The sequence below is a fragment of the Streptomyces sp. ATexAB-D23 genome (genome assembly GCF_000373645.1).
GTDB classification, from domain to species: Bacteria; Actinomycetota; Actinomycetes; order Streptomycetales; family Streptomycetaceae; genus Streptomyces; species Streptomyces castrisilvae.
The window spans coordinates 1-23,458 of sequence record NZ_KB892038.1 but is presented as its reverse complement, the minus strand read 5'-3'; the positions used below and the strand labels follow the sequence as shown (position 1 = coordinate 23,458).

Sequence of the window (23,458 nt, the reverse complement as noted above, 5' to 3'; positions counted from 1 at the left end):
CCCGCGGGGACCGGGGGCGCCGTATCGGTCGCCATGATTTCCTCACTCTCCGTGGTCGCCGATGGTTCCTTACTCCTTACCTCCCAGCGGAGAGCAGCCGATCAGCCGGACCATGGGAGTCCGATTGCGGCGCTCTCCGCCAGGAGGGAGGGAGTAATTAATCACCGTGCGTGACTAGGCGTCGGCCTTCTTGCCCTTGCGTGCGAACAGCGCGACGGCCAGGCCGCCACCGGCGACGAGGCCCAGCAGGGCGGGGGAGTTGATCCCGCCGCCCCCCGCGTTCGCGGTGTCCTGGGCGCTGCCGGCGGCCTGCATGCCGGACCCGTCGACGGTGTCGTACTGCTGCTTGCAGTCCGCCACGACCTCGCCCCTGGAGGGCGATCCGTACCCCTTGCCGATGAGGCCGGAGGAGTCCTTCACGCACTTGTCGACGGCCGCCTGGATCTTCTCGGCGGAGGCCGTGGCGGCCTTCTTGTCGGTGCTCGCCTGCTCGTTCCGGATCCTGATTTCCTCCAGTTCCAGCTTCTTCATCTGGATCTGGAGGGCGGCTGCCTCCTTCTCGTCCTTCGCGACGGCCGCCGAATGGACCTGGAACCAGATGGTTCCGCCGCCGACGATCGCCACTCCGGCCACCGCGATGGCGACCTTTCCACGGCGGGTCAGACCGGCCTTCTTGTGCACGACCGGGGTTCCGTACGGCCCTTCGTCGGCGTACGGGGAGGCGTCCGGAGCGCTGTTTCCGAAGGTCATTCCGGCCGTCATTCCGGCCTGAATTCCTTCGAATGCCCTCTCTTCTTCCGGTGTCATTTCAGTCTCCGTTCTTACGCGCCATGTCAGAGGCCGCCGAAATGGTGGCCTCCACACCCCGGAAGGTGTTGCTGGAAAGGTCGTTCCATTCCCAGAACCGCATGTTCACGCCCTGGCGGGCCAGTTGGGACTGGAGGTAATTCACGGCCTTGCCCCGGTCGATCGTGGTGACGTGCCCGGTGGATTCCAGGAAGGTCTGGGCACCCCTGATGCACATCCGTCCGGTGGGGGAGAAATCGAAGCTCTGGCACCAGCCGTAGCGGGTGAGGACTTCGATCACCTGGACCAGGTGGAACGAGGGCTTCAAGGGGCGCGGCTCCTGCCAAAGCCCCAGGTCAGCCATCGCGGACCGGATCCCCTTGGGGATCATGCGCTGGCTCCAGGTCGGGGGGTCGGGCGCCCAGATCTCCAGGGCCGGCGGGATCACCGTGGGGGGTGCCAGCGCGGGCGCCGGCGGGGTCGTCGTACGGGTGAAGCTCCCAGATTTCGGGGCTGGCCCGGTCGTCGTGGGTGCCATGCTGTGCTCCTTTCTTGCGTGAGCAGAAGACCGAGGCCCCCCGCTGATCACGCTTCAGCGGGGGGCCTTCGTGCGCCTGAACCGCGTCGCGGGTCTCCAGCTGCTCGGGGCGGCGCCCGAGCTCGGTGCGGGGGAGACGGATGCGGTCTGGCGCGGGGCGGGTTGTACCTGGCCCGCTGCGTCCGCGCTCAGGGCGCGGTGCGGGCGAGCGGCCTGCCGGCCGTGGCCGTCCCCGGTCCGCGCTCGGGATACGAGCGCGGACCGGGGACGACTATGAGCGGCAGGACGGTTGTGCGGGCGGTCTGGTCAGCGGACCGTGTGCTGCTTGAGGGCGACCGCGATCTGTCCGGCGCGGTCCGTGGCGATGGTGCCGCCCTCGGTCCGGACCGCCTTGGCGATGTTGGTCCGGTTCAGCGGCTCGTTCGCGGTCCGGAGCCGGTCCAGTGCGGTCCGCTCCTGGTCCGTGAGCGTGATGACCGTGAGGTCCGGACCGCCCTCCTCGCCACGGTCCGAACCGGAATCGCCTTCCTGCGCTTCCCGGTCGGCCGGTCCGGTGCGGTCCGACTCCTGCGGTCCGGGAGCGGCATCGGCGGTCCGGACCGTCACCCCGCGCGTAGCCGCCGCGCTCTGGGCGGCAGGCACGCTCCGAGGTCCACGGTCCGGACCGGGCCCGGTCGGCAGGTCAGCGCCCTGCGGTCCGGCCGGACCGGACTCCAGGGCGAGCGCCGGTCCGCCGGTCCGGTCCGTGGCCCCTGCGGTCCGGACCGAACCGTGGACCGCGTTCCGCTCGCCCGGACCGGACCGGACCGGGTACCCGCCGTGCTGGACCGGGCGGACCGGAACCAGGCTGTCCAGCGGTCCGGACCGGTCCATGCGGGTCAGGGTGAGGACAGTGGGGATGGCTGCCGGTCCGTGGTCGTCGGCCGCGAGGCGGGGAACGACGACCCGGTGCCGGGCCAGACCGGTCCGGTCCGCCTTGCGGTCCGCGAGCTCCGCGCCCGCTGCGGTCCAGGCCCGGTCCAGCGTGGTCAGCCGCGGGTCCGTGATCGCCAGCGACCACGCGGTGAAGGAGTGGACCGGGTAGCGCAGCCAGCGGACCGCGCCGATCGACGGGCGGGCCTTGGCGACCCTGCCGTCCTCACGGAGCTTGCGGCGGTGGATCAGTGAGGCGTACAGCTCCCACAGCACCATCCCCACGATGCTCATGGCGGCGAAAGCCACCGCCTTCGGGGTGAAGTGCCAGTAGGTGATCTGCTCCGTCCAGATCTCCTCCTTCGCGTCCCAGACCCGGCTGCCAGGCACCGGCTCACCGGAGGCGTGCCAGAAGTTCATGACAGCGGCGCCCAGGGCGAAGATCCACGTGCTGACGCGGTAGAGGGTTCCGGCGTCGCCGCCCTGGCGGGCCTGGTGGTACATCCAGCCCACGAAGGCCGTGGACAGCTCCCACGCGGCGGCGAACAGGATCGTGAAGGGGACGACCCAGCCGAGGATGTCCTCAGCGAACCCGGCCTGCCCGGTCCACGCGACGGCCATCGGGGCGGTGATCGGACCGATCACCATCAGACGTTCCGCGTTGACCTTCACGAACTTCTTGACCCGGTCGGCCACGGTCGGCTGGCCGGCACGGGCTGCGGCCCGCAGCTCACTGGCCTTCGCCTGCCGGGTCTCCTTCGCCTCCCTTCGCTCGTCGCGGGCCTGGCGCTTGAGGCGCTTGCGCTCGATTCGCTGCTCGGTGCGGTCGGTGGCGCGCTTCATCCGGGCGGCGGCCTCGGCCACCATGTCGTCGGCGGCCTTCAGCGTGACGTCCGCGTCCGCTTCCCGCAGCCGGGCCTGCGCCAGCGCCTGCTCGGCTGCCTCGAGGTCCGCGTCCCGCTTGGTGCGGGCGGCGGCCACGATGCGGTCGGCCTCCTCGCGGGCGGTGCGGGTCAGACGCTCGGCGTCCTCGGCCGCCGTCGCCCGCAGCCGGCCGATGTCCTCTTTGGCCAGCGTCCGTGTACGCGCCGCATCGGCACGGGACGCCTCCCGCTCGCGGGTGGCGTCCTCACGCAGCTCGGCTGCTGCCTTCTCCGCCCCGGCCTTCACCTGCGCGGCCTGGGCGTCAGCGCTCTCGCGCAGCCGCTCCGCCTCGCCCCGAGCCTGCTGAAGGAGCTGGTCGGCGTCTGTGGTGGCCCGGGTGCGGGTCTCCACCGCGGTGCGCTCCGCAGCCGCCAGCAGCTCGGTGCGCGCCGTCTCCGCGTCGGCGAGGGCCTGCGTCGCGGCCTGTGCGGCCTCGGTGCTGACCTGCTCCGCCTGCGCGGCCGCCGTGGCGGCGACCTCCTGCGCCTGGCGGTGGGCGTCGGCGAGCAGCTGCTCGGCAGCCGCGTTGGCGTCGGCGAGGACCTTCTCGGCCGCGCCGGACGCCTTCGTCGTGACGGTCTCGGCCTCCGTGCGCGCGTCGGCGAGCAGCTGCTGCGCCGTCGCTTCGGCGGCTGCGCGGACCTGGTCGGCGTCGGCGGCCGCGGTGGTGGCGGCCTCCGTGCGGACCCGGTCGGCGTCCGTCGCGGCGGCGGCCAGGAGGCGGGACTGCTCCGCGGTGGCGGCCTCGGTGATCGAGGCCGCCTCGGTGCGCGCGCCGTCCAGCAGCTCGGTGGCGAGCACCTGGCCGTCGGCGAGGATCCGCGCGACGTCGTCGGCGGCCAGGTCCCGGAGGTCGGCGGCGCGGTCGGCGGCGTCGGCCACGACCGGGTCGGCCTCCGGGTACACCAGCGGCACCGTCTCCTCGGGGGCGGCGGCCTGCGCGGGAACAACGGCAGACGCCTGTGCCCTGGCGCGCCCGTTGGCGCGGGTCTTCGCGGGGTTCTGGCGCCTGCGGCGGGTGGCGGGCTTGGTGGCCACGGGGTGTCCTTTCTTCCGGGCGCCTCAGTACAGAAGGGGCACCGTGGATCTGCGGCGGTGGGTAGGGTCGGGACCAGGCCCTCCGGGGCCCCGGCAGCTCTAATGCCGGGAACCCGGAGGGCCGTTGCGCTGGGCCGGTGCCGGGTGGTCAGGCTGCCGGGGCCGGGTCGCCGTAGGTGCGGGCGAACGTCGCGGCGGCAGCAAGCAGGCCAAAGACCTCTTCGACCGTGCGGGCGGGGTGCTGGTCCCAGTCGTTGTAGTTGGCGCGGGGCGCGCCGGTCAGGGCCCGGATGAGGAGCTCGAAGATCCAGTCGAGCGCCATGCGGGTGTCACCGCTGAACCGGTGCTCGGTGTCGGTGGTCTGGGCGTGGGTCAGTGCGTCGCGGATGCCGCGGCCGGCCTCGTACGAAGGGTTCCAGCCCGCGGTGCGCAGGATGGTGATGGCGGCCTCGGCGTGGAGGGCGATCTGCTCGCCGGTCAGTGGCATGCCGCTGGGGCCCCAGCGAAGCCAGTCGGTGTAGTCCTCGGCCAGTGCCCAGGCGCGCTCGATCAGCGAGGCCGGGGTGCTGGCGGGGGACGATGCGGCGATCGTTCCGGCGACGAAGGTCTCGATGTCGCGGACGAACTCGCTGGTGGTGGCCACCAGGTCCTGGCTGTGGTGCAGTCCGCGGTTCAGCTCGAACATGTGCGGTCCTCTCAGTGCGGTGGCTCCGGGCTGTCCGGCTCCCCTCGGCCCTACCCGTACCGGCGCACGGCCGGGACGGGCAGGGGAGGCAGCAGGCAGAAGCGGGTCAGCTGGCGGTCGGGGCGGAGGCCAGGGCGCCGGGCCCGTAGGTCCGGGCGAACCGGGCGCCAGCGGCGAGCAGCGCGGTGATGTCCGCGTGGGTGCGAGTCTGGCGCTCCGACCAGGCGGCGAACCGAGCGGTGGTGTTGTCGGTCAGGGCCTGGACGAGGACGTTGAGGATGTCCTGCGCGATGTCGCGGGTGTCGGGGTCGCCGTGCTCGGTCCCCCCGATGTGGCTCAGGGCGGTGAGCGCAGAGCGCTGCGAACCCCGGGCGGCGGTGGCGCTGTCCTCCTCGCGGACGTAGTCGAGCAAGGTCCGGACCATCTCCCTGACGCTCGTCTCGTCGTTGGTGGCGGGGAGCATGCTGGCCGACTCTGTGGGCCAGGACCAGGTGCGGGTCCAGCCGTCCTTGTTGAGGAGGGTGATCGTGGCGTCCAGGTGGCGGGCGACCGACTCGCCGGTGGACTGCTCGCCGGAGTTGCCGGTCCACAGCGGGCGGTAGGAGTCGAGCGCGAGCTCCGCAGCCTTCTCCAGCATCTGCGTGGTGATGACCACGGAGGAAGCAGTGGCGGCGGTGAGGGTCTGGGGCATGGTGGCCTCTGTTCTGTCTGGTGATTCCGGGCTGTCCGGCTCCCTGTCACCGCCCGAACCGGGCCGCCCTGGTGGTGGGCGGCCGGTGCGGGCGGATCGGGCAGCCGTCAGGCCGTGGCCATGAGGGGCCGGTGCGGGGCGATGATCTGACCGCCGGGGAGCAGCGCTCCGGTGTCCTCCCAGAGCAGCAACGCGTTACACAAGAGGCTCCAGCCCTGCTCCGGGTGGGCAGCTACGACGTGCGCAGCCTCCCGGTCGGGGCTGTCGGCGGTCGGGCACCTGGGGGTGTGCTGGCACAGCGAGTCCGGCAGCACCGTGGTGGTCGGGGTGGTGGGGTGGCTGCTTTCCATGGGGCTCTCCTCGAGGAGGAAGGCGGTCCCGGGAGTGTCCCGGGCTGGAGGCGTGCGAAAGGGCCGGCGGCCCGTGGTGCGGGCGGCCAGTGCAAGCGTTCAGCGTGGGGCGGGAGAGGAGTTGGGTTCCTGTCCCGTGGTGCGGTCAGGCGCGCTTCGTTTTCTGCTGGGCGAGGTAGTCGTCCTGGAGCCGGACGAGCTCGCCGTACAGGCGGCGGCCGGTGGTGCAGCGGCGGTCCGGCGAGCACGTGGGGCAGGTGGCGTCGTGCTCGCGGACCGCTGCGGCGGCGGCCATGTAGAGGTCGTACAGGCTGCGCTTCGTCACGCCGCGGACCGCTGCTCCTTGAGACGGAGACGGGCGGCCCGCCGCTGGATCCGGCGGCGGTCGTTTTCGTCGGTGCCGCCCCACACGCCGTGCTCCTGGCCGGACTCCAGCGCCCACTGGAGGCAGCGGTCCATGACCGGGCAGCGGCGGCAGACGGCCTTGGCTTCCTCGATCTGAATCAGGGCCGGGCCGGTGTTGCCGATCGGGAAGAACAGCTCGGGGTCTTCCTCCCGACAGGCGGAAGCGGCCCGCCAGTTGGTGTTGACCGGCAGGTCGGCGGAGGGCGCGTAGACGGCGGTGATGATGGGGATGGGGTTCATCAGGACCTCCTGGGTCAGTACGGAGCAGTCCCGGGGTGCGTCCCGGGGCTGCTCGCGGTGCTGGTGGGGTGGATGTCCGTCACTTGGTGGCCGGCCTCCCATGCCCTGGCGGCCGCGGCGGAGGCGGCCGTCAGGAGCGCGAGGGTGAGCGGGTGTGCCAGGCCGTGGACGGTGAGGGCCCGGACCGCGAGGTGCTGTGCGGTCCGGGCGGCGCGTATGAGAGCGGCCACTACTTCGGGCGGGACTCGCTGCGCTTGTTGGCCTCGCCGACCTTCTTCGAGAGGTCCTTGTGGCCCTGTTCGTCCAGCGCGGTGACGCCGGGCGGGCAGTCATGCCCGGGGCAGTTGAACCGATCGCAGAGCGGGCACTGGCCCATCGTCGGCCGGTGCAGGATCAGGACCGGCTGACGGACGTAGTCGGGGGCCATCTCCTGGAGCGTGCGCCGTACCTTGCGGCCGGCCACGGCGGCCCGGTCGTCGCCGTCGGCCACCAGCTGCTCCACGAGGTCACGGAAAGCGCGGTCGGTCTCGTCGCGCTCCGGGCCCTTCTGGTTGTCGGCGTCCTCCATGTCGTCGTAGAGGCCGTTCGACGGGGCGGGGATGGTGCGTGTCATGCTGGGCATCAGGTCCTCCAGTCAGGTCCTGGACAGTCCGAGGGCTGCAATCCCATGGGCTGTCGAGATCGCTCCCCGTTTGGGGAGTGACTGCTTGTACGAGCAGCCACGGCCGGTCACCCCGTTTCGTCGGGGTGACCGGCCGTGGTCGTTCGTCCAGCGCCTACCAGCGGTGGGTGAGGTCCTTCTCTTGCCGTTCCAGGACCGCGATCGTGGTCTCCAGGTCGGCTCGCTCCCACGTGGTGAGCGGTCGAGCGCCGGGCTTGGTCGGGGTGTTGAGCGTTTTGCGCAGCGCGGTCAGGACGTCGCGGACGCGCTGCTGGTCGGTCGTGTGGACCGGGCCGGCCACCTTCTTCCACTGCTGGTCGTGCAGCAGGCGCAGTGCCCAGGCGCGCTTGTCGGCCTGCTCCTCCTGCCGCGTCTGCCTCTGGCGGCGGAGGGGTGCGGTCCGCTGTGTGTGGGCGGCGAGGTGGGCGAGTCGGCGGCCGTCCGTGCACCGGGGGGTGGTGGCGGAGCAGGTCGTGCAGCTCTTGACGTGGGCCTCGTGCAGCTTGCGGGCCGTCTTGTCGTCGACGAGGCCACCGACGATCTGCATGACAGCCGGGGTGGGCATCGGCTGGGGCTTGCGGATGACGCGGTCGGCGCGGCGGCCGTTGGTCTCCGAGATGCCCTCCTCCAGGCGGCGGGACCACGTGGCGACGGTGACGTTGATCGTGACCAGGCGGTGGCTGCCGGGGCAGCGGACCGGGTCTTCGGTGCCGGCCTGCTCGGTGTGGTGAGGGACCAGCTTGGCCGTGGCCCGCTCCGTGTCGGCAACACGGATCGGAACCCACGTGCGGCAGGACGGGCACACCAGGGAGATGCAGGCGGGATCGAGGTCGTACTCGTGCGCCGGGAGCTTGGAAACGACAATCGGGTCAAGGCGGCTGATCGTGCGGGACCGCGTCCGGCGCTTGCGCTCCTGGCTGACGGTCTGGACCTCACGCTCACGGACGGATGCGGTCATGGGGAAACTCCTCACGAAGCAGGCGGGTCGGGTAAGGCGTCGCGGGTGCCCTCTCGGCCACGCCAGCACCCACCGGAAGATCCGGGCGTCCTGACGGACCGACAACGCATACGCGCTGCGACAGTTCAAACAGCAGTCACGGACACGGCAGAGGAGTTAGTTGCCTCAGACTCTGCGCGTGGCCACCGAAGTGGCGACTGGTCATGCAGTGGTGCGAGAGCGGGGCCCGAGAGCCCCGCAGCAACCGGGCTTGTTCGCCCGGCCGTTGCAACTTCCTATCGGAAGCTGATCCAGACGGTAGACCCGCAGGGGCCTCGCCGTCAACAGCTTCCGATAGGAAGTTTGTCGAGCTTCGCAGTGACCCTGCGTGCGCGGGCCACCACATTCGACCTGTTGAATAATCCCGGTTTTTTCCTGCGGGTCAAGCAGTCCCATGCGTTAATACCGGAATTAAGGTTGGATGGGTCGTCAGACCGTAGGAAGGGAGGCGCCATGGCAACGCCACGGTGGAAGCAGCTCGCGGACGAGCTCGCGCATGAGATCGCGGAGGGTGCGTACCCACCCGGCACGAAGCTGCCGAAGATCACCGAGCTTGTCGCTGCCGGTCGCGGCTCACGGACCACGGTCCAACGGGCCTACAGCGACCTGACCGAGCGGGGATTGACCATCGGCGTCCAGAAGTTGGGCACCATCGTGTCGCCCATCCTGGGGAAGATCCACCGCGACGGCACCGGCCGGTACATGCGTGTCGCCCGGGAGCAGAACGGGGCCCGCGGTGCCTTCGCGGCCGAGATCGAGCGCTTGGGAATGGCGCCGGTCAGCAAAACCGACATCAGTCGCGGCAGCCCGCCGGCGCGCATTGCCGAGCTGCTCGATGTCGATCCTTCAGCTCCAGACACGGTGCTGATCCGGGCGCGGGTCATGTCCGCCGGCGAGATCGTTGTCCAGTTGGCCACCAGCTACTTCCCGGGCAGCATCGCGTTCGGAACGCAGCTGGAACAGCAGGACACCGGAGCGGGAGGTTCGAAGTCCCGCCTGGAAGAGCTGGGTCACGGCCAACGGACGATCACCGAGACCATCGACGTCCGCTCGCCCAGTCCGGCGGAGGCCAACGCCCTGGCTATCCCCGTAGAACGCCAGGTGTACGAGATCACGCACGTAGCCCGCAGCGGGGAGGGGCGAGTCGTCGAGGCTTGCGTGCACGTGGTGTCAACGACGCTATGGACGCTGAGCTACACCTGGCCGATCGACCCGCCGGACACACCTGGCGATCCGGCGTGACTGCCCATCACCACCAAACGAAGAACGGATTCATCACTGTGAGCGACAAGATCGTGCGTGACTCCTCGACCCGCTACCTGCGTGCCCGCCGGGAGGAGGGAGCCTCGCGCGGAGCTTTCGACACCGAGATCAGGAAGCTGGGCGGCGTCCCGCGCGTCGAGACGACCGTGGAGCGCGACGCGACCCCGGAGGCCGTCGCTGCGGTCCTCGGCGTGGAGGCCGGCACTGAGGCTGCGACTCGCAAGCGTCGGATGTTCAGCGACGACCGCCTGGTGCAGCTGGCCGACTCGTACATCCCCCTCGATGTCGCCGAAGCCGCCGGGATCGAGCAGCCCGATCCGGGCAAGGGCGGGATCATCTCGCGTATGGCGGAGGCCGGCTTCGAGCAGACCGAGGTCACCGAGGAGATCCAGCAGCACCCGGCAACAGAGGCTGAGGCGTCCGCGCTCGGCATCGAGGCCGGGACTCTCCTGATCCGCATCATTCACGTCGGTCGCACCAGCGCAGGCCGCGCTGTCGAAGTGACCGTGCACACGCTGGCTCCGGACGCCTGGGTGCTGCGCTACAGCGTGCCGACCAGCTGATCGACCTCGCCGCTCGGGGCCGTTCGATGGGTCGCTGACCGATTGCACGGCCCCGCCCATTACTTCCTATCGGAAGTTGCGCTAAGGTTCCCGCCATGACTAAGAAGCCGGCTACGGCCAGATCGATCGCGGAGAGCTTCCGCGTCCGAATCGGCTCCGGCGCGCTGCAGCCGGGTGACAAGCTGCCCAGCACGAAGCAGATCGCGGCGGAGTTCGGCGCCAGCGAACTCGTTGTGTACCGGGCCATCACTCAGCTCAAGGAATCGGGCCACGTCGTTGCCCGTCAGGGCGCGGGCGCGTTCGTACGGGTCTACAACCCGCTGCTCTGGAATCCCGGCGAGTACGAACGCGGGGAGAGAAGCGACGACCCGGTGACCAACACCGACGACTGGAAAGCCCAGGTCCGAGCCCAGGGCAGGGAGCCCGAGCAAGGCACTCCGCAGGTTTCGACCGAACCGGCGCCGAAGGACATCGCGAACTGGCTCAACTTGGAGCCGGGCACACCCGTCGTTGCCCGCCGACGGCTTCGTCTCGTCGACGGCGAGCCGTGCCAACTCGCCGATTCGTGGTTCCCCGTCTCGATCGCCGAAGGCACTCCCCTCATGGAGGAGCGCGACGTGACCATGAAGGGCGGCATCCTCGCCGCCACGGGCAACCCGCAACACCGCATCCGCGACGAGCTCGACATCAGGATGCCCACGACTACCGAGATCGAGCGTCTCGATCTGCAGAACCTGCCGGGCACTCCTGTATGCCAGCACGTTCGAATTGGCTACGGAGCTGACAACGTTCCGGTCCGTGTGATGGTCACGATTGCCCCGGGCGACCGCAACCGGATCATCTACGAACTGGAGATCAACCGGTGACACTGCGCCTCGCCACTACGGCAGACGTTGACGCCCTGATGGCGCTGCGCATCGAGGCGGAAGGCTGGCTCGCTGCCGCCGGGATTGATCAGTGGAGGAACCCTCGGACCCGCGGTCCAGCCTTGGCGAAATGGATGGCCGATATCGAGGCCGGCCGAACCTGGGTCGTCGACGACGGCAGCGTGCTCGCCACAGTGACACTCGCCCCGGCAGACATGGATTTCTGGCGACCGAGCGACTCTCCCGAACGCGCCGTCTACGTAGCGAAACTCATCACCGCGCGGGCCGCAAAGGGCAGCAATCTTGGCGGTCGTCTCCTCGATTGGGCTGGCAGCCAGGCACGCGCGCAGAACAAGACCTGGGTTCGCCTGGACTGCTGGCGCGACAACCTGGAGCTGCAACGGTTCTACCTGCGCGAGGGGTTCGAGCACGTCCGTACTGAAGCCCCAGCCCATCGCCTGTCCGGATGGATGGGCCAGCGGTCGGCCTCAGTCGTACGTCACCCGAACGCTCTGCTGAACGATCCCGGCTCCTCAAAATTCGCAGGCTGATCCCGCGGAGCCAAAGAGGACCTGACTGCAACCCAGGAAGGAGTGACCGGTGCTCATCCCATCTGGCGGGCAATTCACTTCGCGCTTCCCGTCCGGCGGGCGCGGCATTCCGGGCACCTCGGACGCTTCCCGAATTCGTCCCGTAGTTCTGTCGGGTCGTGCGGTTAGGCTGTGCCCAGAAGTGATCCATAACGACGAGAACCCCGGGACCGGGCATGGTCCTCGGGGCCTCGTACGGGGCAATGCCTCGTTGGGCGACACCTGGAAAGGAGGTGATCGCGAGATGAAGACTACCCGCGTGTGCGGAACTCCACGCGCAGCTACGCCGTTCCTCCATCGCGATCACGCCATCGAGTGCGCCTTCGCGTACGCCGACACCGGCCTCGGAATCAAGGGGGTCGGGGTGACGTAGCGCCACCGGCCGCGCGCGCCAGACGAGTGGACGGCAATCCACTTTGGCCTCGCGCGGCCCTTCACGCCGACCAGAGGTCGGCCGCCCAGTCCCCGGTTCCAGCCGGTCCTGGGCTCCAGCTCATCGAGCTGGGTTGAGCAATCAGTCGCAGTACCCGGTCCGCAAGGACCACGCACCACCGCAGCGGCCCCCCGGCAAGGGGGCTTCTGCACAGCACCGCCGAAGCGGCTTCGCCACCGAAGTGGCTTCTCCGTTCCGCCGGCCCCGGCAAGGGCCTTTGGAACACCCGTTCGAATCACCGCAAGGAGAAAGGACTCGCTTCTGGTTCTTCGTCCGGTGCCCGCTCCTCACGGAGGGGGCGCCCCGCCCGTCCGATCTCCAACGGAGGTCGGTCCTTGTTGATCTATATGGAAGGCGGGTAACGCCATAGTGCACGAGCTTCGGCCGTCTTGTCAGGTCGACCACGACCAGGTCAGTACCCCCCCTGGGGTGATTACCGCAGGTTGTGGTGTCCCCCCTGGCGGGATTGTGACGTACATCACACCCCTTGACTGTCACACGGATGCCGCCGGGTCGGTGGCCTCGCTGACCTCGGGGATGTTCCTGTGAGCGCGGGAGCGGCGTCGGCCGCTGTGCTGGACCACCCTGTGCGGGACTTCTTCGACAACTCCGTCGACGGGCCCCTGTTTCCCGGCCAGCGGAACGCGCTGCGGTCGGTGCCGGCCTCTGGAAAGCCGGGCGACGGCGGCCTGGATGACCCGCTGCGTCTTGGTCGCGCGATGCGGCTGCGGCTGCGCAATGCGGTCCAGGCTCTGCTGGCGGACCCGTCGATCGCCGGGCAGTCGGACGTCGCGAGGCTCGCGACGGTCGTGCTGTACGCGAAGTCGCGCGCGCCGAAGGGTGCGAAGAACGACAACCAGACGTCGATCTGGGTTGCGGAGCTGGGCCGGTGGATGGGCGTGGGCGAGTCCACGGTCAACCGCCGGGTGCTGGTTCCGCTGCGTGCCTCGGACGCGCTGCACACCAAGGAGAAGAGGAACGAGAAGGGGCACCCGACCGGGCTGGAGTGCCTGGTCATGCCGCTGTGGAACGCCCGTAAGAGCGGGGGAGTGGGGGATCCGCTGGCTCTGACGCAGGCGGAGCTGGCGACGCTGCTGCACCTCATCGAGGCGCTGTTCGGGCACGGCTGGACGCCGGAGGACAAGGAGCCGACACCGCCGGGGCTGCTGGCTGGCCGCAAGGGCAAGGGCGCGGCGACCGACCGGCTCGGGCTGCTGCTGATGGTGCTGAACACCCCGGCCTCGGGCTGGCTGCAGCTGGTCGGCGGCTCGGTGAAGAAGCGCGAGGGGCGTGGGGCGGCGACGCTGGCCCGGCTGCTGGGCTGCTCGACTGCGGGGGCCCGGAAGGTTCTGGCGCGGCTGACGGAGGCCGGTGTCGTGGCGCGGCAGCACCGGGAGACGTCGACGCGGATGCGCGGCCGGGGCCGGGTCATGCTGCTGCCGGTCGCCCGCGCGTACGGCCGTCGCCTGGCCTGTGTGGAGGCTGTTTCAGGGGCCGGGTCGCTGTTTTCGGTGCGTCCTGTTGGTGCATTCGGAGATCATGCTCCGGCCGGGGCTGCTGGTGCCCTTGGGACGACTGGGATCGGCGGTATTGAGGGCCCCGGGGATGCGGCAGATCAGGAGCGTCCTGGTAGTGCAGAGCTCCACGCAAACCACGCTTCTGTGGTTACTCCCGTAGTTCCTCCGCAGCTCTCTTGTGGTTTTTCCGGCGAAGGCCGTGGGGGTGAAGGCCGTCGGCCGGAGCGCGTGTGCGTGCGCGAGGACCAGGCCGTCGACGACGAGACCGGCGTTGCCGGGTCCGGGGCGCCGGCGGCTGAGGGCGGCCCGCTGCGCGGGGAAAAGCCGGAAGAGTCCTCGGTCGATGAGCGGGATGCGCAGCGCGCTACCGGCGCTGGGGCCAGTGGTCGGCCGAAGGCCGTGGGTGGTCGAAAGACGCAGCAGCAGCGGAGGGTGGGCCTTCCGGCTGATCTTCGTCTGCGGGTGGCCCTGGCGCCGGTGTCCTGGCTTTGGGAGCAGCTGAGCGGCTGGCAGCAGGACCAGGTTGAGGCGGCCGCGAAGACGGAGCTGGCTCGGCTTGAGGGCTTGCTGGCGCTGCCGGGTGCCGCGCCGCGGTTGCTGGCCGACCGGCTCACCGACCGGCTGGCGGAGACCGGCGGCGAGGCCATGGTCACCGGCCCGTACGGGTGGCTGATCCGGCGGGGCCTGGTGCAGCGTCAGGCGTGCACGGACTGGCGCTGCGACGACGGGATCCGGCTGGACACCGGCGGCGAGTGCGAGAACTGCGGCAACGTGGTGCACATCCGGCGGGCCCGGCGGGCGAAGATCGCGGCGCAGATCGACCGTGAGCTGCCCGGCGTGGGCGACGACGAGCGTCGGCGCATCCTCGAGGAGCGGCTGCGCGAGCAGGTGGCCATCGAGGCGGAGGACCTCGTGTGGCGTCAGGAGCAGGCCCGCGCGGAGAAGGCCCGGCGCGCCGCAGCTCGCGCGGCTGAGCAGGAGCGGGTCGATGCCGATCGTGCGGCCGCGGCTGAGGCCGATGCGGTCCGGCAGGCGCTGGCGTGCGAGGACTGCGGGCAGTCGCAGGCCGGTGGGCTGTGCGAGGCGTGCGGCTACCGGCGTCGGACCGAGGCCCTGATCGTGGAGGCCGGGATGGTCGCGGCCACCTCCGTCGACCTGGGTGACCCGGGCGCCGTCGCCGCCATCACCGCCGATGTGCGCGTGTCGCTGGAGCGCGAGATTGCCGTTGTCCGCGCCGACTACCTGCGCGCCATGGATCCCTCCGACCAGGAGGCCGACCCGGTTGGCACCGCGTCCGTGCTTGCGTACGGCGCTCTTCACACCGCCCAGGAGTCCCTTGCGGAGTACCGGCGCAACGCGCTGGCGATGCTGGGCCGGACCGAGGAGGCCGAAGCGGAGGCCCGGCGGGCATACAAGGCGGAGCAGGGCCGCCCCTGGTTCCAGTACAACCCGACCGGTGAGGCCGCCGTCACCGCCGCGACGAAGGCCGCCGACGCGGCCCGGGAGCGGGTGGCCGGATACCTGCTGGCGACGCGGCTTGAGCAGCTGCGCGAGCAGGCGGCGGACCGCACCGAGACGGCCGCGGCCGCGCCGTGGACGAACCGGCTGCCGGAGCTCGCCGCGCGCCCGCTGGACGGCGACACGGCTGGGGCGGTGGTCGTATGACCACCGAGCTGAGCGGCGTCGACCTCGCCCGCCAGGCGCTGGTCGCGGCCCGGGAGGCGGCGAAGAAGAACGGCTCCGCCACCAGGAAGCCGAAGCGGCGCACTACCACCGTCGTCTCCCGGGACGGGCGTGAGCCGCTGGGACTGGGCAGCGCGATCAGCCGCATGCTGACCGAGCGCGGCATGGTCGCCCCGGCCGCCGGCGGCAGCGTCCTCGCCCAGTTCGACGCCATCCTCGCCGCGGCCGTGCCCGAGCTCGCCGGGCGCGTGAAGGCCGTGGCGTTCGACGCGGACACCGGCCGCCTGGACGTCGCCCCCGACGCCCCGGCCGTCGGCACGAAACTGCGCTGGAGCGCGCCGAAGCTGATCGAGGCGGCCAACGAGCGGGTGCGAGGCGCGAACGTCCGCACCCTGCACGTCCTGGCGCCCGCACCCGTGAAGGCCGGCCCCGCCACGGTCGCCGCCGACCCGGACCCGCAGCCGAGCACACCCACGTCGCCGGTGCAGCGCCGGACCCCGCCGGACGGCTACCGTCGCGCGATCGAGGCGCACCGCCAGGCCGTGGTGCCGTCACGGGTCGACCCTGGCATCGCGGACGCGGTGGAGCGGCAGACCAAGGCGATGCGGGAGCTGTCCCGCCGCGCCTTCCCTGATCCGCCCTCCGTCCCGGACGATGCGCCGGCCCCGATCGACCAGGCCCGCATCCAGCGCCGCCGCCAGGCCGCGGTGACCGAGGCCGCCGCGCTGCGCCGGGCCCGGGACGAGAAGGCCGGCCGGGAAGTCGCTGTCCCGCGGCGTCTGGAGCAGACGGCGTGAGGGGCGTCGGGTCAGGTGCTGGTCTCGGGCCGCACGGTGTCGCCGTCGACCTCGGGCACGGCCTGGTCGTCGTCGGCGCCCCAGAGCGCGCGGGCGAGGAAGTACAGGCCGACCATCCCGGCGTAGATGAACATCCCCCATCCGAAGATCAGCATGAAGACGTTCGCGTCGCTGCGCGGGGAGCTGTAGGCGACCCCCTGCATGGTCGTGAACAGCCACGGGAACCACGTCGACTTCAGGAAGCCCGGGTCGGCGTACCGGCCGCCGCCCCGGCGCCACGACAGCAGCGGGACCGACGCGAAGCCGACGCTGGCCAGGCAGTACATGAGGGCGAAGAAGTCGTTGGCGATGAACTGGTGGCCGTTGGTGATCCCGAGGTAGGCGACCCCGGGCAGGAAGAGCGCGACCGGCACCCCGAAACCCAGCACGTCGCCACGCTTGATCTTCGCCACGCTCTCCCCCTGCAGTCGACGTCTCACCCGGCACCGTACCGGCCGCACCCGGCCGGATCCGCCGATCGCCGGGAAGGGCCAGGGCGCCGGGGCCGGCTACTCGCGGCGGGCGAGCTCCTCGGGGGTGGGCACGTGCCGGGTGACGTACGGCTGGCCGCTGTAGTCGACGGTGACCGTGTGCCGCAGGACGTCGTCCTCGGCGTCGTAGAAGATGTGCTCGATCTCCAGACAGACCCGGTCGGTGGAGATCCCGAAGTCCTGCGCCTCCTGGTCGTTCACCTGCCGGGCCCGACTGCCGGTGACCACCCGCACCGTGCCGAGCGGAGCGGGCGGTGGCGGCTCGACGACGCCGCCCAGCCGTGCCTGCTCCGACCTGTCCTGAACCCCACCCTGATCGGTCATGGTCGCCACCGTAGCGAGCGCGCCCGCCCGAGGGGGCAGTCTCTTGACAACTCAAGCCGCCACCTATGAGCCTCACACGCCATTTCCCCAGGTGAGAAGGGTGCGCGGTCGGCCTGCCAGGTGTGAGTCAGGGCCTGCGGATGCCGCGAAAAACCGGTCCACACCCCTCCGGAAACTCTATCCGAACGGGTTAAAAAAATGGGTTAAAGGCTAGGGTAAACAGTGCTAGGGTGAGGGCACGAAAGGAGATCCACCCATGGCATCCGAGGAAGAACTGTTCGCGTCCGTCGACGCGTTGCTGGAGGAGGAGCCGCAGCTCCCGCCCCCGGCGGAGCGCGCCCGGCTGCGCGAGGCCGCCGGCATCACCCAGGCCCGTCTCGCGACCGCGCTGAAGTCCACCGTGCAGACGGTGAAGAACTACGAAAACGGCAGGAGCGAGCCGAAGTCGCCGCGCTTGGAGGCGTACCAGCGGCTGCTGAACGGATGGGCGGCGAAGTATCCCGCCCATGCCGTTTCCGCCGCTCCCGCTCCGGTCGCCGCGCCGCAGCCGGTGCCGGAGACGTTCACCGGCCCTGCCGCGCCCGAGGTACCCGAGCCGGAGACCGTCACGCCGGTTCAGGCCCCCGCCGCCCCGGCCGCCCCGGAGCGCCCGGCCGCCCGTCCGGCGACGTCGTCGCGCCGCCCGGCCGCGAAGAAGGCCGCGAAGCCCGCAGTCGACCCGCGCTTCCCGCACGGGCCGCTCGCCGTGCTGGACGGCGACGGCTCCGCGTACGGCGTTGACGGCATCGTGCTGGACTGCCCGGCGACCACGGTCGTGGAGCTGGTGGAGTGGACGCTGCGCGAGGCCGGCCTCGGTGCGCCGAAGCTCCACCGCAACGGCAAGGACGCCGACCCGCTGATCGTGCTGACCACGGCGGCCGCCGTGAAGCTCGGGCTGCCCGAGCGCCTGGAGGACCGCCGCGGGCTGCGCCTGGAGGAGGACCACCTGGTCGTCAAGCAGGTCCTCAAGGCGAAGTGGCAGCTCACGAAGAGGGGCTTCGGGCCGTGGGCCCGCATCTACCGCAAGGCCACCGGTGCCCAGCGCCAGTGTGTGCAGCTCGCGGTCCTGCCCTGGGACGCCCTCGATGAGCGCTCCTGGCCCGGCGTCACGGACATGGCACCGGCCGACATCGCCCGGGTCCTGGGCATCTACGCCCAGCGGGTCAGCACCCCGCGCGGCAGCACCGCCGTCTCCGGCTTGGAGTTGATGACCGCGCTGCGCCCGCCGACCCGCCCGGTTCGCGACGAGGAGACCGGCAACTGGGTATCGGGCCCCAACCCCGGCTCGCTGGGCACGGAGGCGATGGACCCGGCGCCGCCGGAGGGCCAGCCCGAGCACCCGGCCGTCTTCCACTCCGGCTGGGACGGCGGGTTCCTGCACGAAGAGGCGTACAACTGGGTGCGCCCGGTGGAGCTCCTCGGCGACGAGGAGTGCACGCTGCCGTACGCGGTCGGCCTGGACCTCAACACGGCGTTCCTCGCGGCCGCCGCCCGGCTCACCGTCGGCCTGTCCGCCCCGGACCACTTCCACGCCCCGAAGTTCAACCCCAAGATTCCCGGGTCCTGGTTGGTCGACCTGTCCCACGTGGAAATCGACCCGCGCCTGCCCTCACCGTTCACCCCGTCCGGCGAGCGCCCGACCGGACCGGCCTGGTACCAGACGCACACCGTCGCCTACGCCCAGGAGCTCGGCTACAACGTCACCCCGATCGAGGCGTACCTGCGCCGCGAGACCGGCGCGTACCTCGACCCCTGGCACGACCGGCTCAAGACCGCCTACGTCGACACCCTCGCCGACATGGGCGTCACCAAGGACCTGACCGACCCCGAGTTCCTCGAGGCGATGGCCCGGCACAAGGACGTCGACCCCGCTTTGACCGCCGTGCTCGCCGCGATCAAGGGCACCATCAAGGGCGGCATCGGCAAGCTGTTCGAGAACCCGCAGGGCAAGAACCACAAGCCCGGCGACCCGTGGCCCGGTATGCAGCGCCCCACCTGGCGCCCCGACATCCGCGCCGCGGTCATCAGCAAGGCCCGGGTCAACATGCACCGCAAGCTGGCCAACATGGTGAAGCTGACGGGCCTCTACCCCCTCGCGGTGCTCTCCGACTGCGTCGTCTACCCCTCGCCGGGTGCCAGCCCGCTGGACTTCCTGCCGTACGCGGCGTCCGGCAAGCCGCAGCCCGGCGGGTTCCGCCTCGGGCCCACACCGGGCCTGGCGAAGCTGGAGGGCGTCCAGTCGATGCTGTGGGCGGTCGACGTGATGGAGAAGGGCCACAACCCCGCCAGCCTCATCAAGGGCGGCAACGCAGTCCTGGACGAAGGCGAGTAGACCGTGCGAGAGATCGAGAACGCCATCGAGCGCGCCGAACGGGAAGCGTTCACCCGCGAGCCGCCCAAGACCCTCAAGGCCCAGATCGGCTACCTGGTCAAGCAGCTCGGCACCGCCAAGGCCGTCGCCCAGGAGCTCGGCATCACCGCCGACTCCGTCAACCGCTACCGGCGCGGCGCCCGCAAGAACCCGCCCAAGGACATCGCCAAGAAGATCGACGATGCCGTCCGCTCCCGCTGGCAGCCGCAGGTGCGCCGCCGCCGGCGGAAGCAGGCGGCCAGCAGCGGCGGGATCACTGTGGAGACCCGGGCGTCCTTCGGCTACAAGGCCGCCGGGGGATCGACCGACGAACCGCGGATGCGCCGGCTGACCGTCCACCTCCCCGCAACCTACGCGCAGCGCCTGTTCGCCGCCCGTGACGAAGGGGTCAGCGACCAGAAGTTGCGTGAAATCATCGCCGACGGATTCAGGGAAGTGTATTTTCAGGACGGCGGACGCCGCGCAGGCGACCTCCACGAAGTCGAAATGAAGAACATCGACTACCTCGATCTCGACTACTGAATTCGGAACCCTTTATGGTCAGCATCAATTACCCGTATCCGCACCCGAAGAACGAGGCAGAGTACGCGGCGAACCGTCAGGCCGCCGACGACTACCAGCGCCAGGAGGAGGAAGGCGCCGACTTCCTCGACTGGGAAGAGGAGCTGGCATGACGCACATGGACCTCGAAGCCCTGGAGGCCCGGCTGCGGTTCGACCTGGAGAGCGCTGGCTTCGCGCCCGTGTCCGGTGCGGACGGCGAACCTGAAGGCGGCCTCCTCATCTCCGTCTACGACGACCACGTGCACATCAGCTGGGGTATGCACGACCGGCTCTGCGAGGCGGCAATCGACGTAGAGACCCCGGGCCGCGCGGGCGAGGCCGTGGTCATCCAGTACGAAACCGTCCGCGCCACGATGCACCTCGCCCTCGGCAGCATCCTGAACGCCTTCGGCTACCGCACCAAGCCCCACGCCCTCGGGTTCGGGTACATCGTCGCCCCGGACCAGCCCTGACCAACTCACCAGATGCCGACCGGCCTCACACGGAAGGAAAACAGTCATGGCCGCTCCCGCCGCCCCGTACCGCGCGTACGGTGAAGTGACGACCCGCCAGGAGGTGCCCATGAGCGCGCAGCCCGAGGAAGCCCCCGCCCCGCCGGCCCCGGCCGCCGCCGCCCAGCTGCTCGCTCAGCTGCGCGCCGACCGCCGCGCCGACACCTGGGTGCCGGCCTTCGAGCGGGACTGGGCCAAGGCCCTGGACGACTCCCGTCACACCTACAGCCTCACCCCGCTCCACGACGTCGTGCGGACCTGGCAGTTGCGCGTCGCCGCGGCCCCGGCCGTCGACGCGTACATGGACTCCGGGCGTGACGAGTCGGGCTTCGTGGACCTGGACGACGTCCTCGGTGCCCGCCGGTGACCGGTGAGCCGTGGGCGGTTCGCCTGTCGGCTCAGGCCGCCAAGACGCTCACCGAGCTCCCCGAGCACGCCAAGGAGTCGGTCCGCGACGTCCTGGACCTCGCGGTGCGCTCCCCGTGGGGGTGGCCGCAGTGGAACACCGGTGACCCGGACGGCGAGGACGTCCGCGCCGCGTCGGTCGGGCAGTTGTCCGTCGTCTACGTGATAAACCGGCTCACCCGCCACCTGTCCGTCCTGGACATCATCTGGATCGGGTAGCCACCCGGTGACAACGCCCTGACCCCGGCATTGCAGCTGCCGGGGTCAGGGCGTTTCGCATCGTAGCCACCACCGTATCCACGCGTTGCCACCCGGGCGGGAACGCGTATCCGCGAGTAGCCACCAGGTGCCGTAGGGCCGGGTAGCGTGCCGGGGACTGATCCAAAAACCCGGGGTGGGGAGTGGCGATGCGGTTTCCACGGTTCGACGAGCGCGGCCCGCTGACGACGACCGAGCTCGAGGCGCTGCGGTCGCTGAACGCGGCGTCCCTGACCGCGCGGCACGAGTGGCAGTCGGCGGTCACCCTCTGGGACCGCCTCGCGAGCGCCGGTGACGTCGCCGAACTGCACGAGACGCCGACGATGTTCCCGTTCCACGGGCAGGCCGTCCATGAGATCGCCAGCGGCGCGACCGCGTACGAGCGGCACACGGCGCTGGTCGCCTGGCGGTACACGGCCGCCGCGGTCGTCCTGGGCGTCGCCGTTCTGCAGCGCGTCGCGGAGGCGAAGCCGCCCCTGACGGCCGCCCTGGTGGAGGAGCTGTGCCAGGAGCCGACCCTGGGCCGCCTGCACGAGGCGCTGTCGGTGCCGGTGGCCGATCTCCTGCCCGAGCGCCCGCACCACAGCGCCATCCCGGGCGAGCGCGAGGACACCGCGCGCCGGTGGGCCAAGGCGCGCGACGGCGTGAACAACGCGATCGACATCGTCCTGGAGATCGCCGCCGACGAGGACGCCGACCACCCCCGGACCAAAGACGAAGCCGCCGGCTGCCTGCTCACCGAGCACTGCCCGCCCCACACCGACCCGGTGTACCAGGGCATCCTGGAGCCGCTGTTCCCGCTGGCGGAGGAACTCCCGTATGGCCTCATCCGGATCATCGACAAGGGCTGAACGCTCAGACCTGCGGCGGCGCCGCGCCGGGCAGCTCGCCGGCGAAGTCCCACCACTCCTGGATGGTCCACACGACGAGCTTGGAGCGGTCGGTGGACATCCGCAGCCACACCTCATCGCCGCCGGGCATGAGCGCCACTTCCACGTGCGGCTCGTCCCACGTGCCCAGCGCGTACATCCACTCGATGCCGTCGGGCCAGGTGCGCATCGCCGCCGTGCGCACGCTCAGCGCCGCAGCGAAGGCGTCCAAGGCGGCCTTGGGTATCCGCACCTCCGCCGGTTCCCGCTCGATCCCCGCCACCCCGGACCCCCTGGTTCTGCGGCAAGACGCGACAGCCCGCCGTCGCGGATCAGCCTGCCAGAGCCGCCCGGCACCGGTGTCACGTTCAGCCCCGCCCTGTGAGGTCTACGAGCCTTACAGGGCGTTTCCCCAGGTGAACGCGTTGCCTATGAGGCTGTGAGCCTGTGAGGTGGGGGGCTTGCGGCCGTGCTTCCGCACGCCCTGGCACGGTCCGCCGGCGCGCAGGACGATGGGGTCGTGGGCGAGGACAGCGAGGACCAGGAGCAGGCCGTCGCCCCGGCGCGGCCGCCGCTCAGCGCGGCCCGCGCCCGAGAGGTCACGGCCGGGCTGCGCGAGGCGATGGACGACGTCAGGCGAACCGTCGCCGTCCTCGCTGCCCGGGTCCGCGACGCGCACGCCGCCAAGGTCTGGCTCTCCCTCGGCTTCACCTCGTGGGAGGCGTACTGCGACGCGAAGTTCGGCATCAGCCGCGCCCAGGCGTACCGGCTCCGCCGCCCGCGCCGCGATCCACGACGCCGTCGCCGCCCATGTCCGACATCGAGGCCGCCGACGTCCTGGCGCTGCTGTGCGAGCAGATCGGCGAGACCCTCGATAGCGGCCTCGCCGCCCGCCGCTACGCCATGTCTGGCGGCCGCCGCGCCCTGCACGGCACCGTCCTGTAGCTCACCGATCCCGGCTGCCCCTGTGTGGCACACGGCCCGTTTCCCCAGGTGAACGATGCCGCTGTGAGGGTGTGAGCTGTGAGACGAGGGCCTTCGGCGACGGGGTAGCCGCTGCTCCTGGCCGTGCTGCTCGCCGTGGTGTAGCAGGTGCTGCTCGATGAGCAGCGGAGGATCGTAGCCCGCCTCGGTGGGGTGCTGCTCGCGGTCCTGGAGGTGGTGGTCGGGTTGCAGCACGGTGGTCTCGTGGGGGCAGCGCAGCATTTGCATGGGCCAGGCGGAACACGGGTGCTGCATGGGTAGCAGGCCGGCCCCGGCCGGTGCAGCACGGCCAGCTGCTGCACGCTGCTCTGTCCGGTGCCTGCTGCTCCGAGGCCAGGAAGCAGTACCTCGGAACCCGTCTCGACGGCCGCGGAACATAACTGAGCTGTGATGTTATGCGCGAGATCTATGCGCAGCTGCTGCATACAACGCGGCGCCCGTGCTGCTCACTGACCCCGCCACCTGGGGCTTTCCCCTCCAGGGGAACGATGTACGCACTCGCCGGGACAGTCAGCGCGTGTTCTGGAGAACCAGAACAGGACGGTTCCCCTGGTAATACCGTCCCGGCGTGCTACGCGCGGCTGACCTGCGGTTTCCCCCGGAGGGGAACGATGTACGCCCCCTGCCCACTGGACGTTGCCGCGCGTGTTCTGGAAAACCAGAACAAAACGGTTCCCCTAGTGAT

At 70.7% G+C, this 23,458-nt stretch carries 29 protein-coding genes; 14 read left to right on the top strand and 15 right to left on the bottom strand.

The features are described 5' to 3' along the window. Positions 1-174: 174 nt before the first annotated feature. From B082_RS0127170 to B082_RS0127120, 11 genes are all read right to left on the bottom strand, one after another. Entirely contained in the window at positions 175-762 is a 588-nt protein-coding gene (locus tag B082_RS0127170; protein WP_018554954.1) for a hypothetical protein, read from the bottom strand. Positions 763-808: 46 nt separating this feature from the next. Further along, positions 809-1,324, bottom strand: a complete 516-nt coding sequence (locus tag B082_RS0127165; protein WP_026250252.1) for a DUF6197 family protein — start codon at positions 1,322-1,324, stop codon at positions 809-811. A gap of 306 nt (positions 1,325-1,630) precedes the next feature. After that, a complete protein-coding gene (locus tag B082_RS0127160; RefSeq protein ID WP_026250251.1) occupies positions 1,631-4,198 on the bottom strand; it encodes a hypothetical protein in 2,568 nt (855 codons plus the stop codon). A 148-nt stretch (positions 4,199-4,346) separates the two neighbouring features. Next, positions 4,347-4,883, bottom strand: a complete 537-nt coding sequence (locus B082_RS0127155) for a DUF6197 family protein (protein WP_018554951.1) — start codon at positions 4,881-4,883, stop codon at positions 4,347-4,349. 106 nt (positions 4,884-4,989) lie between these two features. Beyond that, entirely contained in the window at positions 4,990-5,574 is a 585-nt protein-coding gene (locus B082_RS0127150; protein WP_018554950.1) for a DUF6197 family protein, read from the bottom strand. 107 nt (positions 5,575-5,681) lie between these two features. After that, the gene (locus B082_RS36765; protein WP_037710992.1) at positions 5,682-5,873 is read right to left on the bottom strand and encodes a DUF5999 family protein; all 192 of its coding nucleotides are present in this window, start codon (positions 5,871-5,873) and stop codon (positions 5,682-5,684) included. Between the two features lie 196 nt (positions 5,874-6,069). Next, positions 6,070-6,249 (bottom strand): hypothetical protein, encoded by a 180-nt coding sequence (locus B082_RS36760; RefSeq protein ID WP_018554948.1) that lies wholly within the window; start codon positions 6,247-6,249, stop codon positions 6,070-6,072. Beyond that, positions 6,246-6,569, bottom strand: a complete 324-nt coding sequence (locus B082_RS0127135) for a WhiB family transcriptional regulator (RefSeq protein WP_018554947.1) — start codon at positions 6,567-6,569, stop codon at positions 6,246-6,248. Before B082_RS0127135 ends, B082_RS36760 begins: the two co-directional genes overlap by 4 nt. Before the next feature lie 14 nt (positions 6,570-6,583). Beyond that, the gene (locus B082_RS0127130; RefSeq protein ID WP_018554946.1) at positions 6,584-6,799 is read right to left on the bottom strand and encodes a hypothetical protein; all 216 of its coding nucleotides are present in this window, start codon (positions 6,797-6,799) and stop codon (positions 6,584-6,586) included. Then, positions 6,799-7,191: a hypothetical protein gene (locus tag B082_RS37525; protein WP_018554945.1), complete on the bottom strand. Its 393-nt coding sequence runs from the start codon at positions 7,189-7,191 to the stop codon at positions 6,799-6,801. Before B082_RS37525 ends, B082_RS0127130 begins: the two co-directional genes overlap by 1 nt. Positions 7,192-7,345: 154 nt before the next feature. Then, a complete protein-coding gene (locus B082_RS0127120; RefSeq protein ID WP_018554944.1) occupies positions 7,346-8,188 on the bottom strand; it encodes a hypothetical protein in 843 nt (280 codons plus the stop codon). A gap of 492 nt (positions 8,189-8,680) precedes the next feature. On the opposite strand from B082_RS0127120, the gene B082_RS0127115 reads away from it, so the two are divergent. The 6 genes from B082_RS0127115 (at position 8,681) to B082_RS0127085 (ending at position 15,939) form a co-directional block, all read left to right on the top strand. Next, a complete protein-coding gene (locus B082_RS0127115; protein WP_018554943.1) occupies positions 8,681-9,469 on the top strand; it encodes a GntR family transcriptional regulator in 789 nt (262 codons plus the stop codon). Continuing rightward, the gene (locus B082_RS0127110) at positions 9,466-10,053 is read left to right on the top strand and encodes a UTRA domain-containing protein (protein ID WP_026250250.1); all 588 of its coding nucleotides are present in this window, start codon (positions 9,466-9,468) and stop codon (positions 10,051-10,053) included. The genes B082_RS0127115 and B082_RS0127110 overlap by 4 nt, the downstream gene beginning before the upstream one ends. 95 nt (positions 10,054-10,148) lie before the next feature. Continuing rightward, entirely contained in the window at positions 10,149-10,919 is a 771-nt protein-coding gene (locus B082_RS0127105) for a GntR family transcriptional regulator (protein ID WP_018554941.1), read from the top strand. After that, entirely contained in the window at positions 10,916-11,470 is a 555-nt protein-coding gene (locus B082_RS0127100; protein ID WP_018554940.1) for a GNAT family N-acetyltransferase, read from the top strand. Before B082_RS0127105 ends, B082_RS0127100 begins: the two co-directional genes overlap by 4 nt. A gap of 1,017 nt (positions 11,471-12,487) precedes the next feature. Further along, the gene (locus tag B082_RS0127090) at positions 12,488-15,124 is read left to right on the top strand and encodes a hypothetical protein (protein WP_106435542.1); all 2,637 of its coding nucleotides are present in this window, start codon (positions 12,488-12,490) and stop codon (positions 15,122-15,124) included. After that, on the top strand, positions 15,121-15,939 hold the full coding sequence (locus tag B082_RS0127085) for a DciA family protein (RefSeq protein WP_018554937.1): 819 nt from the start codon (positions 15,121-15,123) through the stop codon (positions 15,937-15,939). The genes B082_RS0127090 and B082_RS0127085 overlap by 4 nt, the downstream gene beginning before the upstream one ends. A gap of 11 nt (positions 15,940-15,950) precedes the next feature. Here the strand turns inward: B082_RS0127085 and B082_RS0127080 are convergent, their stop codons facing one another. Beyond that, entirely contained in the window at positions 15,951-16,391 is a 441-nt protein-coding gene (locus B082_RS0127080; protein ID WP_018554936.1) for a hypothetical protein, read from the bottom strand. Between the two features lie 96 nt (positions 16,392-16,487). Beyond that, a complete protein-coding gene (locus B082_RS0127075; protein WP_018554935.1) occupies positions 16,488-16,793 on the bottom strand; it encodes a hypothetical protein in 306 nt (101 codons plus the stop codon). A 256-nt stretch (positions 16,794-17,049) separates the two neighbouring features. On the opposite strand from B082_RS0127075, the gene tap reads away from it, so the two are divergent. From tap to B082_RS0127040, 7 genes are all read left to right on the top strand, one after another. Continuing rightward, positions 17,050-19,164 carry a telomere-associated protein Tap gene (gene tap / locus B082_RS0127070; protein WP_018554934.1) on the top strand — a complete coding sequence of 705 codons (2,115 nt, stop codon included), beginning with the start codon at positions 17,050-17,052 and terminating at the stop codon, positions 19,162-19,164. Positions 19,165-19,167: 3 nt separating this feature from the next. Continuing rightward, positions 19,168-19,725 carry a telomere-protecting terminal protein Tpg gene (gene tpg, locus B082_RS0127065; RefSeq protein WP_018554933.1) on the top strand — a complete coding sequence of 186 codons (558 nt, stop codon included), beginning with the start codon at positions 19,168-19,170 and terminating at the stop codon, positions 19,723-19,725. Positions 19,726-19,739: 14 nt separating this feature from the next. Beyond that, a complete protein-coding gene (locus B082_RS39280; protein ID WP_018554932.1) occupies positions 19,740-19,877 on the top strand; it encodes a hypothetical protein in 138 nt (45 codons plus the stop codon). Further along, complete coding sequence (locus B082_RS0127055; protein WP_018554931.1) at positions 19,874-20,218, top strand: hypothetical protein; 345 nt, start codon at positions 19,874-19,876, stop codon at positions 20,216-20,218. The genes B082_RS39280 and B082_RS0127055 overlap by 4 nt, the downstream gene beginning before the upstream one ends. 46 nt (positions 20,219-20,264) lie before the next feature. Then, positions 20,265-20,624, top strand: a complete 360-nt coding sequence (locus B082_RS0127050) for a DUF6247 family protein (protein WP_018554930.1) — start codon at positions 20,265-20,267, stop codon at positions 20,622-20,624. Continuing rightward, the gene (locus B082_RS0127045) at positions 20,621-20,881 is read left to right on the top strand and encodes a hypothetical protein (protein ID WP_018554929.1); all 261 of its coding nucleotides are present in this window, start codon (positions 20,621-20,623) and stop codon (positions 20,879-20,881) included. Before B082_RS0127050 ends, B082_RS0127045 begins: the two co-directional genes overlap by 4 nt. A gap of 188 nt (positions 20,882-21,069) precedes the next feature. After that, a complete protein-coding gene (locus tag B082_RS0127040; RefSeq protein ID WP_018554928.1) occupies positions 21,070-21,771 on the top strand; it encodes a hypothetical protein in 702 nt (233 codons plus the stop codon). Between the two features lie 4 nt (positions 21,772-21,775). Here the strand turns inward: B082_RS0127040 and B082_RS0127035 are convergent, their stop codons facing one another. Together B082_RS0127035 and B082_RS0127030 are read right to left on the bottom strand one after the other, a co-directional pair. After that, entirely contained in the window at positions 21,776-22,072 is a 297-nt protein-coding gene (locus tag B082_RS0127035) for a hypothetical protein (protein WP_018554927.1), read from the bottom strand. A gap of 114 nt (positions 22,073-22,186) precedes the next feature. Further along, entirely contained in the window at positions 22,187-22,468 is a 282-nt protein-coding gene (locus B082_RS0127030; RefSeq protein WP_018554926.1) for a hypothetical protein, read from the bottom strand. Between the two features lie 131 nt (positions 22,469-22,599). Here B082_RS0127030 and B082_RS40300 point away from each other — a divergent pair, with 131 nt between their 5' ends. Further along, entirely contained in the window at positions 22,600-22,734 is a 135-nt protein-coding gene (locus B082_RS40300; RefSeq protein ID WP_018554925.1) for a hypothetical protein, read from the top strand. Positions 22,735-23,458 lie beyond the last annotated feature (724 nt).

Excerpts from the sequence above, each read along its gene's own strand:
- B082_RS0127055 (WP_018554931.1), top strand. The coding sequence starts at position 19,874 with ATGACGCACATGGACCTCGAAGCCCTGGAGGCCCGGCTGCGGTTCGAC.
- B082_RS0127085 (WP_018554937.1), top strand. The coding sequence starts at position 15,121 with ATGACCACCGAGCTGAGCGGCGTCGACCTCGCCCGCCAGGCGCTGGTC.
- B082_RS0127120 (WP_018554944.1), bottom strand. The coding sequence starts at position 8,188 with ATGACCGCATCCGTCCGTGAGCGTGAGGTCCAGACCGTCAGCCAGGAG.
- tap (WP_018554934.1), top strand. The coding sequence starts at position 17,050 with ATGGCATCCGAGGAAGAACTGTTCGCGTCCGTCGACGCGTTGCTGGAG.
- B082_RS0127105 (WP_018554941.1), top strand. The coding sequence starts at position 10,149 with ATGACTAAGAAGCCGGCTACGGCCAGATCGATCGCGGAGAGCTTCCGC.
- B082_RS0127115 (WP_018554943.1), top strand. The coding sequence starts at position 8,681 with ATGGCAACGCCACGGTGGAAGCAGCTCGCGGACGAGCTCGCGCATGAG.
- B082_RS0127050 (WP_018554930.1), top strand. The coding sequence starts at position 20,265 with ATGGCCGCTCCCGCCGCCCCGTACCGCGCGTACGGTGAAGTGACGACC.
- B082_RS37525 (WP_018554945.1), bottom strand. The coding sequence starts at position 7,191 with ATGCCCAGCATGACACGCACCATCCCCGCCCCGTCGAACGGCCTCTAC.
- B082_RS0127135 (WP_018554947.1), bottom strand. The coding sequence starts at position 6,569 with ATGAACCCCATCCCCATCATCACCGCCGTCTACGCGCCCTCCGCCGAC.
- B082_RS0127170 (WP_018554954.1), bottom strand. The coding sequence starts at position 762 with ATGACGGCCGGAATGACCTTCGGAAACAGCGCTCCGGACGCCTCCCCG.
- B082_RS0127075 (WP_018554935.1), bottom strand. The coding sequence starts at position 16,793 with ATGACCGATCAGGGTGGGGTTCAGGACAGGTCGGAGCAGGCACGGCTG.
- B082_RS39280 (WP_018554932.1), top strand. The coding sequence starts at position 19,740 with ATGGTCAGCATCAATTACCCGTATCCGCACCCGAAGAACGAGGCAGAG.
- B082_RS40300 (WP_018554925.1), top strand. The coding sequence starts at position 22,600 with ATGTCCGACATCGAGGCCGCCGACGTCCTGGCGCTGCTGTGCGAGCAG.
- B082_RS0127165 (WP_026250252.1), bottom strand. The coding sequence starts at position 1,324 with ATGGCACCCACGACGACCGGGCCAGCCCCGAAATCTGGGAGCTTCACC.
- B082_RS0127155 (WP_018554951.1), bottom strand. The coding sequence starts at position 4,883 with ATGTTCGAGCTGAACCGCGGACTGCACCACAGCCAGGACCTGGTGGCC.
- B082_RS0127150 (WP_018554950.1), bottom strand. The coding sequence starts at position 5,574 with ATGCCCCAGACCCTCACCGCCGCCACTGCTTCCTCCGTGGTCATCACC.
- B082_RS0127040 (WP_018554928.1), top strand. The coding sequence starts at position 21,070 with ATGCGGTTTCCACGGTTCGACGAGCGCGGCCCGCTGACGACGACCGAG.